At 69.8% G+C, this 13,429-nt stretch carries 12 protein-coding genes; 11 read left to right on the top strand and 1 reads right to left on the bottom strand.

What is annotated here, in order from left to right; genetic code table 11:
* The first annotated feature begins 63 nt into the window (after positions 1-63).
* Complete coding sequence (gene rpmB / locus EV137_RS37415) at positions 64-285, top strand: 50S ribosomal protein L28 (protein WP_130387610.1); 222 nt, start codon at positions 64-66, stop codon at positions 283-285.
* Between the two features lie 216 nt (positions 286-501).
* Here rpmB and EV137_RS37410 read toward each other — a convergent pair whose 3' ends face one another.
* A complete protein-coding gene (locus EV137_RS37410; protein ID WP_238175826.1) occupies positions 502-1,521 on the bottom strand; it encodes an SAM-dependent methyltransferase in 1,020 nt (339 codons plus the stop codon).
* A 128-nt stretch (positions 1,522-1,649) separates the two neighbouring features.
* On the opposite strand from EV137_RS37410, the gene fakA reads away from it, so the two are divergent.
* The 10 genes from fakA to smc all read left to right on the top strand — a co-directional run bounded on the left by fakA (position 1,650) and on the right by smc (position 13,426).
* Positions 1,650-3,263: a fatty acid kinase ATP-binding subunit FakA gene (gene fakA, locus EV137_RS37405; RefSeq protein ID WP_134132891.1), complete on the top strand. Its 1,614-nt coding sequence runs from the start codon at positions 1,650-1,652 to the stop codon at positions 3,261-3,263.
* A gap of 2 nt (positions 3,264-3,265) precedes the next feature.
* A complete protein-coding gene (gene recG, locus EV137_RS37400; RefSeq protein WP_238175825.1) occupies positions 3,266-5,512 on the top strand; it encodes an ATP-dependent DNA helicase RecG in 2,247 nt (748 codons plus the stop codon).
* Between the two features lie 115 nt (positions 5,513-5,627).
* Positions 5,628-6,224: a 16S rRNA (guanine(966)-N(2))-methyltransferase RsmD gene (rsmD, locus tag EV137_RS37395; protein WP_134132890.1), complete on the top strand. Its 597-nt coding sequence runs from the start codon at positions 5,628-5,630 to the stop codon at positions 6,222-6,224.
* Complete coding sequence (gene coaD / locus EV137_RS37390) at positions 6,221-6,691, top strand: pantetheine-phosphate adenylyltransferase (RefSeq protein WP_134011197.1); 471 nt, start codon at positions 6,221-6,223, stop codon at positions 6,689-6,691. The genes rsmD and coaD overlap by 4 nt, the downstream gene beginning before the upstream one ends.
* Before the next feature lie 128 nt (positions 6,692-6,819).
* On the top strand, positions 6,820-7,335 hold the full coding sequence (locus EV137_RS37385) for a YceD family protein (RefSeq protein WP_238175824.1): 516 nt from the start codon (positions 6,820-6,822) through the stop codon (positions 7,333-7,335).
* Positions 7,336-7,434: 99 nt separating this feature from the next.
* Positions 7,435-7,626, top strand: a complete 192-nt coding sequence (rpmF, locus tag EV137_RS37380) for a 50S ribosomal protein L32 (protein WP_130387616.1) — start codon at positions 7,435-7,437, stop codon at positions 7,624-7,626.
* A gap of 15 nt (positions 7,627-7,641) precedes the next feature.
* Positions 7,642-8,370: a ribonuclease III gene (gene rnc, locus EV137_RS37375; RefSeq protein WP_130387617.1), complete on the top strand. Its 729-nt coding sequence runs from the start codon at positions 7,642-7,644 to the stop codon at positions 8,368-8,370.
* Between the two features lies 1 nt (position 8,371).
* The gene (gene mutM / locus EV137_RS37370; RefSeq protein ID WP_134011201.1) at positions 8,372-9,226 is read left to right on the top strand and encodes a bifunctional DNA-formamidopyrimidine glycosylase/DNA-(apurinic or apyrimidinic site) lyase; all 855 of its coding nucleotides are present in this window, start codon (positions 8,372-8,374) and stop codon (positions 9,224-9,226) included.
* A 188-nt stretch (positions 9,227-9,414) separates the two neighbouring features.
* Positions 9,415-9,570 (top strand): hypothetical protein, encoded by a 156-nt coding sequence (locus EV137_RS37365; protein WP_238151152.1) that lies wholly within the window; start codon positions 9,415-9,417, stop codon positions 9,568-9,570.
* Positions 9,571-9,865: 295 nt separating this feature from the next.
* Positions 9,866-13,426 (top strand): chromosome segregation protein SMC, encoded by a 3,561-nt coding sequence (gene smc, locus EV137_RS37360; protein ID WP_166680151.1) that lies wholly within the window; start codon positions 9,866-9,868, stop codon positions 13,424-13,426.
* Positions 13,427-13,429 lie beyond the last annotated feature (3 nt).

Genomic DNA, 13,429 nt, shown 5'->3' with positions numbered 1-13,429 from the left:
GGCGGGGCGCTGACACACATGTAACATGGTCTGTCGGTGTCACGACCCTGAACACGGAGAATCATGTCTAAGAAGTGCGATGTCTGCGGCAAGCAGCCGACGTTCGGCAACAGCGTTGCCCGTCTGGGTAAGGGCGCGATGATCCGGCGGGTCAAGGCTCGTACGCCCCGCCGGTTCAACCCCAACATCCAGCCGGTCCGCGCCATCATCAAGGGCACGCCCACCAAGATGAAGGTGTGCACCTCCTGCATCAAGGCCGGCAAGGTCCAGCGCGTCGTCGGCTGATCCCTCAGCTTTCACTCCGTGTAGGGCCTTCCGATAGGCGCCCGGGTCTCACCCCGGGCGCCTATTCGTGTTGAGAGGTCCCGCGAGTAGGTGGCGCCTGCTGCGCGCCGCCCCGCGGGCACTGGGCGGCGTTGTCGTCGGTCGACAGGACTCCGTCCTGCCTCCCTCCTCCGCCTTGCCCAGCACTCCGCGGGACGACGCTCGCGACGGCGCCACCTACTCGCGGGACCTCTGCCTCGCGACCACGGTTATCTCGTTGCGGTTGTGGTGGAGTTGCCGGGCGTGGAGTACGTCGTACTGCTCGCGGAGGATGTCGATGCCGCGGCGGGCGCCGTCCAGCGGGTTCTTGCCGCCGCCCTTCAGGGTCACGATCGCGAGACCGCCGCGCCGTAGGTGCGCCGCCGCGTCCAGCATCATCCGGGCGCTCGTCACCTGGTCCATCCGCATGTCGTTCACGGCCACGTCGAAGCGGACCCGGTTCGCGGCGAAGAACCGGCCCGCCGTCGTGGGCTCGTGATGGATCCGGCGATCACCGCGCAGGCGCGGATCCAGCGAACCGGGGTCGACCGACCACACCTCCTGCCCGTGCTGCCGCAGGATCCGCGTCCATCCGCCCGGTGAGGCGCCGAGGTCGACTGCTTTCCCGCCCCGCGGCAGCTCCAGCCCGAAGGTCGCGATCGCCTCTTCCAGCTTGAACTCCGACCGCGATACCCGCTCGTCACCACGAGCCAGCCGCATCCGCCCGCCGGGCCAGTCCGATAGGCTGTCCGCGAGCCGGTTCAGCCCCAGCAACACCGCCTTCCGCCCCGCGAAGCACGAGACGACGTACTCCTGCCCGGAACGCGTGACGGCGACCCCGCGGCCGGTCAGGGCCTCCTCCAGGCGGTGGTAGTACGACCCGCCGGTGCCGGCCGCATCGGTCCAGGCCTGTACGGCGAGTGCCTTCGGGTACTCGGGCAGCTCGCCCAGCACCACCTCGGCCAGCTCGTACTCCGGCGGCAGCTCCTCGAAGCTGGCGATCTCCACCGTCAGATGCCGGACGAACATGATCCGTCCCGCATCACACGCCGCCGCGAATGCCTCCACTGTGAGCCCTGGGGGCCCGTCGACCCGTCCCAGCTCCGCGCCGACCCGCTGGACCCGCACGTCCCGCCCGAACTCGCCCCGGATCTCCCGCACAGCCAACTCGTAACTGTCGGCCGCGGCCGAGAACAACACACTCCTGCCGCCGCTCACCCGGGAACCGTACCGAACAACAGGACGTAGTCGGGTACGTATAGGCCGGTCCACGCCTGGCGAACCGCGCAACACGAGCACCGGAGGGGACCACCTCCTGTCCTTCGGTACGCGTTAGCCTTCCGGGCGTGGAGGAATTGACCGTTGACGTGCTGCGGGCCTGGGCCCGGACGGCACTGGCCGATCTGGCCCGCGCCCGGACCGAGATCGACGAGCTGAACGTGTACCCGGTGCCGGACGGCGACACCGGCACCAACCTCTACCTGACCTGGGAAGCTGCCTGCGAGGCGCTGCCCAAGGGCGAACTGACCTTCACCGAGGCGATCCAGGCCTTCGGCCGCGGTGCCCTGCTCGGCGCTCGCGGCAACTCCGGCGTGATCACCTCCCAGCTGATCCGTGCCTGCGGCCTCCGCCTCGACGAGAACCTCCCGCACCACCAGACGGACGGCGTCCTGGCCGATCCACAGATGAGCGAGGCCGCCGCCTTCGCCGACGCGCTCAAGTTCGCCGCCGACGCCGCGTACGGGGCCGTCGCGCAACCCGTCGAAGGCACGATGCTCACCGTCGCCCGCGCCGCCGCCACCGGCGCGATGACCGCCGCCAACGACGGCAAGACCCTCGCCGACGTCTGCCTCGCCGCGGTCGCCTCCGCCCGCCAGGCCCTCACCAAGACGACGGAACAGCTCGACGTACTGCGGCATGCGGGGGTCGTCGACGCCGGAGGAGCAGGCCTCGTCGTGATCCTGGGCGCGATGGAATCGGTACTCACTGGGCAGCACGTGCGCGTCGACGTACCGGCCAGGGTCGAACCGCAGGGCGAGAGCGCCGAGAGCCAGGACGGGCCCGCGTACGAGGTGATGTACCTGCTCGACGCGCTCGACGACAAGATCGGCGACTTCCGGCAGACCCTGGCCGCGCTCGGCGACTCCGTGGTCGTGGTCGGCGGTGACGGGCTCTGGAACGTCCACGTCCACACCGACGACGTCGGCGCCGCGATCGAGCAGGGCATCGACATCGGCCGCCCGCACCGGATCCGCGTCACCCACTTCGACGACCAGGCGCACCACCACGAGCCCGCCCCCGGACGCGCGGTGATCGCGGTCGTCGCCGGCGAAGGCCTCGCCGAGCTGTTCGCCGAGGCGGGCGCCCGGATCATCCGCGGCGCTCCCGGCCGCCGCTGCTCCACCGGCGAGCTGCTCCAGGCGATCGAGCAGTCCCAGGCGCCGGAGATCGTGATCCTGCCCAACGACCAGGACTCGATCGCGGTCGCCGAGGCCGCCGCCACCGCCGCCCGCCAGGACGGGATCCGGGTCGCCGTGATCCCGACCCGCGCCCAGGTCCAGGGCCTCGCGGCGATCGCCGTCCACGACCCGGACCGCAGCTTCGACGACGACGTCGTACACCTCTCGGCGGCTGCGGGGCAGACCCGGCACGGCGCCGTCACGATCGCGGTCAAGGATGCCTGGACGATGGCCGGCCGGTGCCGGATCGGCGACGCGCTCGGCGTCGTCGACGGCGACTTCGCGCTGATCACCGCCGACCTGGAGGAGGCGGCGCTGGCGGTCGTCGACCGGTTGCTCGGCGGCGGTGGCGAGCTGCTCACGATCGTCACCGGCCGCGACGCCGACCCCGCCCTGGCCGAGGCTGTGGAGCGGCACGTACGTCGGCAACGCAAAGATGTCGATGTCGTGGTGTACGACGGAGGACAGGACAGGTACCCGTTGCTGATCGGGGTGGAATAGCGGTGTTGAACAGTACGGGCGACATGGACCGCAAGCTCCGGGACTTCCTCGGGGCGAAGACGGCCAAGACCTTCGCGGACGTGCTCGAGATCGAGACCGTCGGCGAGCTGCTGCGGCACTACCCGCGGCGGTACCTGAAGAAGGGCGAGCTGACCCCGTTCGACGAACTGGAGGTCGGCGACCAGGCGACTGTCAACGGCCGGGTCAAGAAGGTCACGGCTCGCGCGCTGGACAGCAAGATCGAGATCAAGCCCGACCAGGTCCAGAGGTTCCGCAAGCAGCGGACGATCACCAAGGTCGTGGTCACCGACGGCCGCAACGACATCGAGCTGGCGTTCTTCAACCAGCCCTGGCTGCTGACGAAGCTGACGCCCGGCACCGCTGCCCTGTTCTGGGGCGAGGTGACGATGTTCCGCACCACCATGCAGCTGAAGAATCCCGGCACCGAGGTGCTGGACGAGGAAGACCTCACCGAGGCCGAGATCGAACGCCGGGCCCGGCCGTTCCGCCCGATCTACCCGGCCACGTCGAAGTTGCCCACCGCAACGATCGAGCGGTCCGTCAAGATCGTCCTGGACAGCCTCGACGACCGCGTCGACGACCCGGTCCCGGACCTGGTCCTGCGCAACGAGAAGCTGCTCGGCCTCCGGGAAGCCCTGCAGAAGGTGCATCTTCCGGACACCGAGAAGGACATCCACGACGCGCAGCAGCGGTTCCGGTTCGAGGAAGCGCTGGTGATGCAGACGATCCTCGCCCAGCGCCGCGCGGTGATGGACGCGCAGAGCGCCGTACCGCGGCCGCGGCAGGCCGGTGGGCTCCTCGACGACTTCGACCAGCGGCTGCCGTTCGAGCTGACCGAGGGCCAGGCCGAGGTGGGGGAGGAGATCTTCGCCGACCTAGCCCGGCCACACCCGATGCACCGGCTGCTGCAAGGCGAGGTCGGCTCCGGCAAGACCGTGGTCGCGCTGCGGGCGATGTTGTCCGTGGTCGACAACGGCGGTCAGGCCGCGCTGCTCGCGCCGACCGAGGTGCTGGCCGTCCAGCACCACAAGACGCTCACCAAGATGCTCGGCGACCTGGCCGAGCAGGGCATGCTCGGCGGCGCGGAACATGCCACCAAGATCGGTCTGCTGACCGGTTCGCTGAACGCCGCATCCCGCCGTACGGCGATGCTCGACGCGGCCAGTGGTGCCGCCGGGATCGTCGTCGGAACGCATGCGCTGCTCGAGGACAAGGTCCAGTTCGCGGATCTCGGGCTCGTGGTGGTCGACGAGCAGCACCGGTTCGGGGTCGAGCAGCGGGCCGCGCTGAGCGCGAAGTCCGGCGAGAACACGCCGCACGTGCTGGTGATGACCGCGACACCGATCCCACGGACCGTGGCGATGACGGTGTTCGGCGACCTCGCGGTGTCGACGCTCACCCAGCTGCCGGCCGGGCGATCGCCGATCCAGTCGTCCGTGGTGCCCGCCAAGGAGCGGCCGGACTGGCTGCAGCGGGCCTGGGCGCGCGTCCGCGAGGAGGTCGGCAAGGGCCACCAGGCGTACGTCGTCTGCCCGCGGATCGGGGACGACGTCAAGAACGCGAAGGACGAGGAAGGCGAGCTCCTCGACACCGACGAAGGCGGCAAGAAGCAGGCCCGCCCGCCGATCTCGGTGATGCAGGTCTCCGAGGCGCTCGCGGAGATCTTGCACGACCTGCGCGTCGAGATCCTGCACGGGCGGCTGCCGGCCGAGGAGAAGGACGCGGTGATGTCCCGGTTCGCGGCCGGGGACATCGACGTACTGATCGCGACCACGGTCATCGAGGTCGGGGTCGACGTACCGAACGCCTCGACGATGGTGATCATGGACGCCGACCGGTTCGGCATCTCGCAGCTGCACCAGCTGCGCGGCCGGGTCGGGCGGGGCAAGGTCCCGGGGCTGTGCCTGCTGGTCACGGACCTGTGGGCGGGATCGAAGTCGTACGGGCGACTGGACGCGGTCGCGTCGACGACCGACGGGTTCGAGCTGTCGCGGATCGACCTGGAGACCCGCCGCGAGGGCGACGTGCTCGGTGTCGCGCAGTCCGGGCGGCGCAGCAGCCTCAAACTGCTCAGCGTGCTGCGGGACGAGGACATCATCCTCGCGGCCCGGCACGAGGCCACCAGGATCGTCGGCGTGGACCCCGCCCTGTCCGAGTTCCCGGAACTCCTCGCAATCGTCCGAAACGCCTTGCAGTCCGAGACCACCGAGTACCTGGAGAAAACGTGACTGTGTCGAATGCCGCGCCTCCGGCGCGGGGGTCACGGGGCTTCTCCTCCCGTTCTTCCCTCGTCGCTCCGGTCGCTTCGCTCCCTCCGCTCCTCAGTCCAGAACGGGAGGCCCCGTGACCCGAATCATCGGGGGAGCGGCTGGTGGGCGGCGGATCGGGGTGCCGGCGGGGAGTGGGACGCGGCCGACGGCGGATCGGGTGCGCGAGGCGCTGTTCTCGTCGCTGGAGTCCGAGTTCGGGAGCTTCCACGGGCTCGCGGTCCTCGATCTGTACGCCGGATCCGGTGCGATCGGGCTGGAGGCGCTGTCCCGGGGTGCCGCGACGGTCGTGCTGGTCGAATCGGACCGGAAGGCGGCCGAGGTGATCGCGGCCAATATCAAGGTCGTGGGGCTGCCGGGTGCGACGCTGCTGACCCGGCCGGTGGAGAAGGTGACAGCCGGGGACGCTCCCCCTGGATTCGACTCGGTGTTCGACCTCGTTTTCGCGGACCCGCCGTACAAGCTAGAGACGGCCGAGCTGCAGGACGTGCTGACCGACCTGGTGACGCACGGCTGGCTCGCCGACGACGCGGTCGTGGTCGTCGAACGCGGGAAACGGGAGCCGTGGGACTGGCCCGAGGGGTTCGCCGCGCTGCGGGACCGTAAGTACGGCGAGGCACGCCTTTGGTACGGTCACCGCCATGGTCAAGGCGACGGCGAGGTGCCGGGATGAGTAGGGCCGTTTTCCCAGGGACCTTCGACCCGCCCACGGTCGGGCACCTCGACATCGTCACCCGGGCGGCGGCCGCCTTCGACGAGCTGATCGTCGCGACCGGGGTGAACCAGTCGAAGAACCGGCTGTTCGGCCCGCAGGAGCGGATCGAGATGCTCACCGAGCTGGTAGAGCCGTTCCCGAACGTCCGCATCGGCTCCTTCGAGGGGCTGCTGGTCGACTACTGCCGGGCCGAGGGCGCCGGCGTGATCGTGAAAGGCCTGCGCTCGGCGGCCGACTACGACTACGAGCTGCAGATGGCGCAGCTGAACCGGCGGATGACCGGCGTCGACACGGTCTTCCTGCCGACCGCGCCGGAACACGCCTTCATCTCGTCCAGCTGGGTCAAGGAGATCGCCCGGCTCGGCGGCGACGTCAGCACGTTCGTGACGCCGGCCGTTCACACACGGTTACTGAACACGCTGTGAGTGTCCCCGGATTGGGCGCAACGCCGGGGAGTTGGTAGTGTTGATCACCGGTCTCGACGAGACCGAGTTCTTGCCTGCCCACGCCTGAAAGGGATGTTCTGAGCGTCTTGGACCCGCGGTCCCCACTCGTGATCGACACGCACGAGCTGACCCGCCGCGCAGGGTCCCAACGCGAAGTCACCTTCACGGCGCCGGCGCCGGCGGATCTCGGAATCGACGTGATCGGCGTCCCCGAGGGCGATCCGATCCAGTTCGATCTACGGCTGGAATCGGTGGTCGAAGGGGTGCTCGTCACCGGAACGGCTCGCGGCCGTCTGGTCGGGGAGTGCGCGCGGTGCCTGGTCGACATCGAGGACGAGTTCCTCGCTGACATCCAGGAGCTGTACGTCTACCCGGAGAGCGAAGCCGAGCCGGACGAGGCCAGCCGGATGGAGGGCGATCTGATCGACCTCGAGCCGGTGCTGAGGGACCAGGTGGTGCTCGCACTGCCGTTCCAGCCGCTGTGTACGGACGACTGTCCGGGTCTGTGCCCCGACTGCGGGGTACGCCTGGCGGACGAGCCCGGCCACAAGCACGAGGACGGGACCGACCCGCGCTGGGCCGCCCTCGGCAACCTGCTCCAGCAGGACCAGCAGGACAACTGAAACAGCTCCATCGCAACACCGCAGTACCGCTCCACCCGAAAACGTCAGACTGAGCCGGCCGGGTCCACCAGCCCCCGGCCGAACCGAGGAGTCATAACCGTGGCCGTTCCGAAGCGGAAGATGTCGCGCAGCAACACCCGGAGCCGCCGGGCGCAGTGGAAGACGACTGCCCCGTCGCTGGTCACCTGCGTGAACCCCGCCTGCCGCGCGAAGCACCTGCAGCACACCGTCTGCCCGAACTGCGGCCAGTACGGCGCGAAGGGCGAGCGTCGCCAGGTCGTCGAGAGCTAAACGGCCACCTTCACAGTGAACTCTGCCAACGAAACGGGGCTCTACGCCGAGCTGAACCAGCGGCTCGGCGTATCGCTGGCTGACGAACTGCTGGAGCACGCCTTCACCCACCGCTCGTACGCGTACGAGAACGGCGGGCTGCCGACGAACGAGCGGCTGGAGTTCCTCGGGGACTCCGTGCTCGGCGTCATCGTCACGGAGTCGTTGTTCCGGAACCATCCCGACCTGTCCGAGGGCCGACTGGCCAAGCTACGGGCCGCGGTGGTCAACATGCGTGCGCTCGCGGGTGTCGCCCGCGAGCTCAAGCTGGGCAAGTACCTGCGGCTCGGCCGCGGCGAAGAAGCCACCGGCGGCCGGGACAAGTCGTCGATCCTTGCCGACTGCGTCGAGGCGCTGATCGGCGCCGTGTACCTGGACCGCGGCTTCGAGGTCGCGGGCGGGGTCGTGCACCGGCTGTTCGACGACCTGATGGAGTCGTCGGCCCGGCTCGGCGCCGGCCTGGACTGGAAGACGTCGCTGCAGGAGCTGGTCGCCCAGCTCGGCGTCGGCGTCCCCGAGTACGTGATCGCGGAGTCCGGACCGGACCACGCGAAGACGTTCGAGGCGCGGGTCCGGATCGGTTCCGACACCTACGGCCACGGCATCGGCCGGAGCAAGAAGGAAGCCGAGCAGCAGGCCGCCGAGACCGCCTGGAAGGCCCTGCGCGCCGCGCATCCCGACAGCGTGGACCCCTCGCAGTCCTGAAGTGCCGGAGCTTCCTGAGGTAGAAGTCGTACGGCGGGGTCTGGTGGAGTTTCTCGCCGGGCGGACCATCGAGACCGTCGAGGTGCTGCACCCCCGCCCGGTACGGCGTCATGCCGCCGGGCCGGAGGACTTCGTCTCGCGGCTCAAGGGGCAGGTTTTCGCCGAGCCGGCCCGGCGCGGCAAGTACCTGTGGCTGCCGTTGACGTCCGGTGACGCGGTATTGACCCACCTCGGAATGAGCGGTCAGTTCCGGGTCCAGCCGGTCGGCGCGCCCGACGAGCCGCATCTGCGGGTGCGGTTCCGGTTCGCCGACGGCGGCGGAGAGGTCCGTTTTGTGGACCAGCGGATGTTCGGTGGTCTGTCCTACTCCGAGGGCGGTGCCGAACTGCCCGCCGAGATCGCCCACATCGCCCGCGACCCGTTCGATCCTCTGTTCGATCCGGAGCTGGCGACCGCGAAGATCCGCCGCCGCCGGACCGGCCTGAAACGAGCACTGCTGGACCAGACCGCGATCAGCGGGATCGGCAACATCTACGCCGACGAAGCGTTGTGGCGGGCCAAGCTGCACTACGCCCGGGCGACAGAAACGCTGAAACCCTCACAAATAAAGGGCATTCTCGAGCAGGCGCACGCCGTGATGGCCGAGGCGCTGACCGTTGGTGGCACCAGCTTCGACGCCCTGTACGTCAACGTGAACGGGGAATCCGGGTACTTCGAGCGTGGCCTGAACGTCTACGGGCAGGAGGGATCGCCCTGCCCGCGGGACGGCCGGCCGATCCGTCGCGAGCCGTTCATGAACCGTTCGTCGTACCGCTGCCCGAAATGTCAACCGGTCCCGCGCCATGTCCGCTGGTGAACGAGGTATCGTTAATAAACGTGGTCCAGGTTGACCCGTCGCCCTCGCCGGTGTCACCCTGAAAGACGGCACACATTTTCGGCGCTCCTTCATGACCTCGATACGGAGCGCGACCGGCCAGAACCCTTCCGGAGGACAGCACAATGGCCAAGGCTCTTCTAGGGCATCTTGGAGGCACTGACCCGCGCATGCTCGAGCAGGTTCGTCTGCTCAACCGGCGCGTCGCAGATCTGGAGGCGCACGTGATGCGGCTCCAGGCAGAGAACGACCACCTGGTGGCACAGATCCACGAGGGTCGGCTGCTGACCGTCGACGAGGCCCTGCGTACTCCCGCTTCGGTCTGACGCAGGCAGAGATTCGATCTCGACCGTCCGCACTACGCTGCTACGTTCGCGGGACGGCGGTGGCCCCCGTCCGGGCCTCCGCCGCCGTGGTGTGTAACAGCGCCGTAGGTTCAACGATTGGTTGTGCACCCATCCTCGCCGGCCATCTCTCAACGGCCTGGCCTCCGCTGGATTCCGCGGATCTCTTTGTAGACTGCGAAGCGGAACACCTTCCCCCGGGTAGCGGCAGCGCGACGTACAGCTACGGCGGTTCCTCCGGTACCGTCTGTCCTTTCACGGGTTGGAGAGCTTCGCCTTGTACCTGAAGAGCATGACGCTCCGAGGCTTCAAGTCGTTCGCGTCCGCGACGACGATGAACTTCGAACCAGGCATCACCTGCATCGTCGGGCCGAACGGCTCCGGCAAGTCCAACGTCGTCGACGCGCTGGCCTGGGTGATGGGTGAGCAGGGCGCCAAGTCGCTGCGCGGCGGCAAGATGGAGGACGTCATCTTCGCCGGCACCTCCGGCCGCGCCCCGCTGGGCCGCGCCGAGGTGGTGCTCACCATCGACAACACCGACGGCGCCCTGCCGATCGAGTACGCCGAGGTGACGATCAGCCGGACGATGTTCCGCAACGGCGGGTCCGACTACCAGATCAACGGCCAGAACTGCCGCCTGCTCGACGTCCAGGAGCTGCTCAGCGACTCCGGGATCGGCCGCGAGATGCACGTCATCGTCGGTCAGGGCCAGCTGGACTCGATCCTGCGCGCCACGCCGGAAGGCCGCCGCGGATTCGTCGAGGAGGCCGCCGGTGTCCTGAAGCACCGCAAGCGCAAGGAAAAGGCGATCCGGAAGCTGGAGGCCACCGAGGGCAACCTGCACCGGCTCGGCGACCTGATCCAGGAGATCCGCCGCCAGTTGAAGCCGCTCGGGCGCCAGGCGGAGGTGGCGCGCCGGGCGGTGACCATCCAGGCGGAGGTCCGCGACGGCCGCGCCCGGCTGCTCGCCGACGACATCGTCCAGGCGCAGTCCGCGCTCGAGGCGGAGCTGCGGGACGAGGCCGCGCTCACGCAGCGGCGTACCGAGACCGAGGCGAAGCTGCGCGAGGCCCGCGAGCTCGAGGCGGAGCTGGAGGACGCGCTCCGCGAGGACGCGCCGGCCCTGCAGGCCGCGCAGGACACCTGGTACCAGCTGTCCGGCTTCGGCGAGAAGATCAAAGGTACGGCGCGGATCGCGGCGGACCGGATCCGGTCGCTGAACGACGAGGCCGAGGAGCCGCGGGCCGGCCGCGACCCCGAGGAACTCGAACTGGAAGCCGCCCGGGTCCGCGAGACCGAGGCGCAGATCGAGGCCGAGGTCGAGGCGCATTCGGAGCTGCTCGCCGAGTGCGTCGAGCGCCGCCAGCAGCTGGAGGCCCAGGAGGCCGAGGAGGAGCGCCGGATCTCGGCGCTGATCCGGGCCGCCGCCGACCGCCGCGAAGGACTGGCCCGGCTGACCGGCCAGGTGAACGCGCTGAAGAGCCGCGCGGCCGCCGCCGAGTCCGAGATCGGCCGGCTCGCCGCCAACCGGCGCGAGGCCGAGGAGCGCGCCGCGAAGGCCCAGCACGACTTCACCGCGCTGGAGACCCAGGTCGCCGGGCTGGATGCCGGGGAGAAGGGCCTCGACGACCAGTACGAGGCTGCCCAGGCCGTTCTCGACGAGCTGGACGAGCGGCTGGCGAAGCTGCGAGCCGAGGAGCGCGACGCCGAGCGCGAGCGCACCGGTCTGGCCGCCCGCAAGGAAGCGCTGGAGCTCGGTCTGAACCGCAAGGACGGGGCCGGCGCGCTGCTGGCCGCGTCGGAGCAGATCAACGGGCTGATGGGGTCGGTCGCCGCCCTGCTGAGCGTGCGGTCCGGGTACGAGACCGCGATCGCCGCGGCGCTCGGTGAGGCCGCGGACGCGGTCGCCGTCACCCACACCGACGCGGCGCTGCACGCCGTCGGTCACCTCAAGGAGCACGACCTCGGCCGCGCCGGGATGCTCCTGGGCGACGCCCCGGCCGACGACTACGCCACGTGGCCGGCGCTGCCGTACGGCGCGTCGTACGCCGTGGATGTCGTGGAATGCCCGGAGACCCTGCGGCCCGCCCTACGGCGGCTGCTGCGCAAGGTCGCGGTCGTCGACGACGTGGACGCGGCACGGTCCCTGCTGCGGAACCTGCCAGACGTCACGTGTACGACGCGTGTGGGCGACGTACTGGGCGCTCATTTCGCGTATGGCGGGTCGGACGCGGCACCCAGCCTGATTGAGGTGCAGTCCGCGGTCGACGAGGCGACGGAGAAGCTGACCGAGGCGACTGCCCGGAGCGAGCGGCTGCGCTTCGAGCTGCAGGGCCTCGAGGACGAGCGGAGCCGGCAGAAGGAGTCCGTCGAGATCACGCTGGCCCGGCTGCACGAGTCGGACGCGTCGATGGCGGCGGTGGCCGAGCAGCTCGGGCACTTCGGATCGCTGGCGAAGGCGTCCCGCGGCGAGGCGGAGCGGATGGCCGAGGCGATCGCGGCCGCCGAGGAGGAGCGCGACCGGAACCTGTCCGGTCTGGCCGAGCTCGAAGAGCGGTTGATGGACGCCGAGGCGTTCGACGAGGAGGGCGACGAGCCCGACACGTCGCAGCGCGACCGGCTGGCCGAGGAGGCCAAGGCGGGGCGTGCGGCCGAGATGGAGGCGCGGCTGGCGCTGCGGACCACCGAAGAGCGGGCCCGGGCGCTGTCCGGTCGCGCGGACTCGCTGGAGCGCGCGGCCCGGCAGGAGCGCGAGGCGCGGGCCAGGTCGATCGCGCGGGCGGCACGCCGTGCGCGGCAGGCCGAGGCGGCGAACGCCGTACACCTGGCTGCCGGTCACGTGCTGGCGCGGCTGGAGTCGTCGTTGCAGCTGGCCGCGGCCGAGCGGGCGGCGATCCAGGCGCAGCGGGCCGACCGGGAACAGGCGCTCGCACAGGCTCGGTCCGCGACGCGGAACCTCAGCTCCGAGCTGGAGCAGCTCACGAACACCGTGCACCGGGACGCACTGGCCCGGGCCGAGCAGAAGATGCGCCTGGAGCAGCTGTACGAGAAGGCGCTCGGCGAGCTCGGTATCGAGGTCGACGCTTTGGTCACCGAGTACGGACCGGACCAGCTGGTGCCGCCGCTGCCCAAGGCCGGTGACGACGACACGCTCGAGCTCGAGGCCGAGCCGTTCAACCGGACCAAGGTCGAGAAGCGGCTCAAGCAGGCCGAGCGTGCGCTCAACCAGCTCGGCAAGATCAACCCGCTCGCGCTCGAGGAGTTCGAGGCGATGGAGGAGCGGCACCGGTTCCTCTCCGAGCAGCTGGAGGATTTGAAGAAGTCGCGGCGCGACCTGATGGACATCGTCAAGGAGGTCGACGACAGGGTCGAGCAGGTCTTCACCGAGGCGTACCGGGACGTCGAGATCGCGTTCGAGCACGTCTTCAGCCGGCTGTTCCCGGGTGGTGAGGGCCGGCTCGTGCTGACCGATCCCGACGACATGCTCTCCACCGGTATCGACGTCGAGGCGCGCCCGCCGGGCAAGAAGGTCAAGCGGCTGTCGCTGCTGTCCGGCGGCGAGCGTTCGCTGGTCGCGGTCGCGTTCCTGGTCGCCCTGTTCAAGGCCCGCCCGTCGCCGTTCTACATCCTCGACGAGGTCGAGGCCGCCCTGGACGACACCAACCTCGGCCGCCTCCTGGAGATCTACGAGGAACTCCGGGAGAACAGCCAGCTCCTGGTCATCACCCACCAGAAACGCACCATGGAGGTCGCCGACGCCCTGTACGGCGTCACCATGCGCGGCGACGGCGTCTCCGCCGTCATCTCCCAACGGATCCGCGAACCCGAACCCGTCTAGGAC

Origin of the sequence: Kribbella pratensis (genome assembly GCF_004366075.1) — a bacterium.
Classification (GTDB): domain Bacteria; phylum Actinomycetota; class Actinomycetes; order Propionibacteriales; family Kribbellaceae; genus Kribbella; species Kribbella pratensis.
The sequence above is the reverse complement of the archived record's forward strand: the minus strand, read 5'-3'. Positions and strand labels throughout refer to the sequence as shown.

Coding starts and splice junctions, on each gene's coding strand:
- rpmB (WP_130387610.1), top strand. CDS start 64: ATGTCTAAGAAGTGCGATGTCTGCGGCAAGCAGCCGACGTTCGGCAAC.
- coaD (WP_134011197.1), top strand. CDS start 6,221: ATGAGTAGGGCCGTTTTCCCAGGGACCTTCGACCCGCCCACGGTCGGG.
- EV137_RS37365 (WP_238151152.1), top strand. CDS start 9,415: ATGCTCGAGCAGGTTCGTCTGCTCAACCGGCGCGTCGCAGATCTGGAG.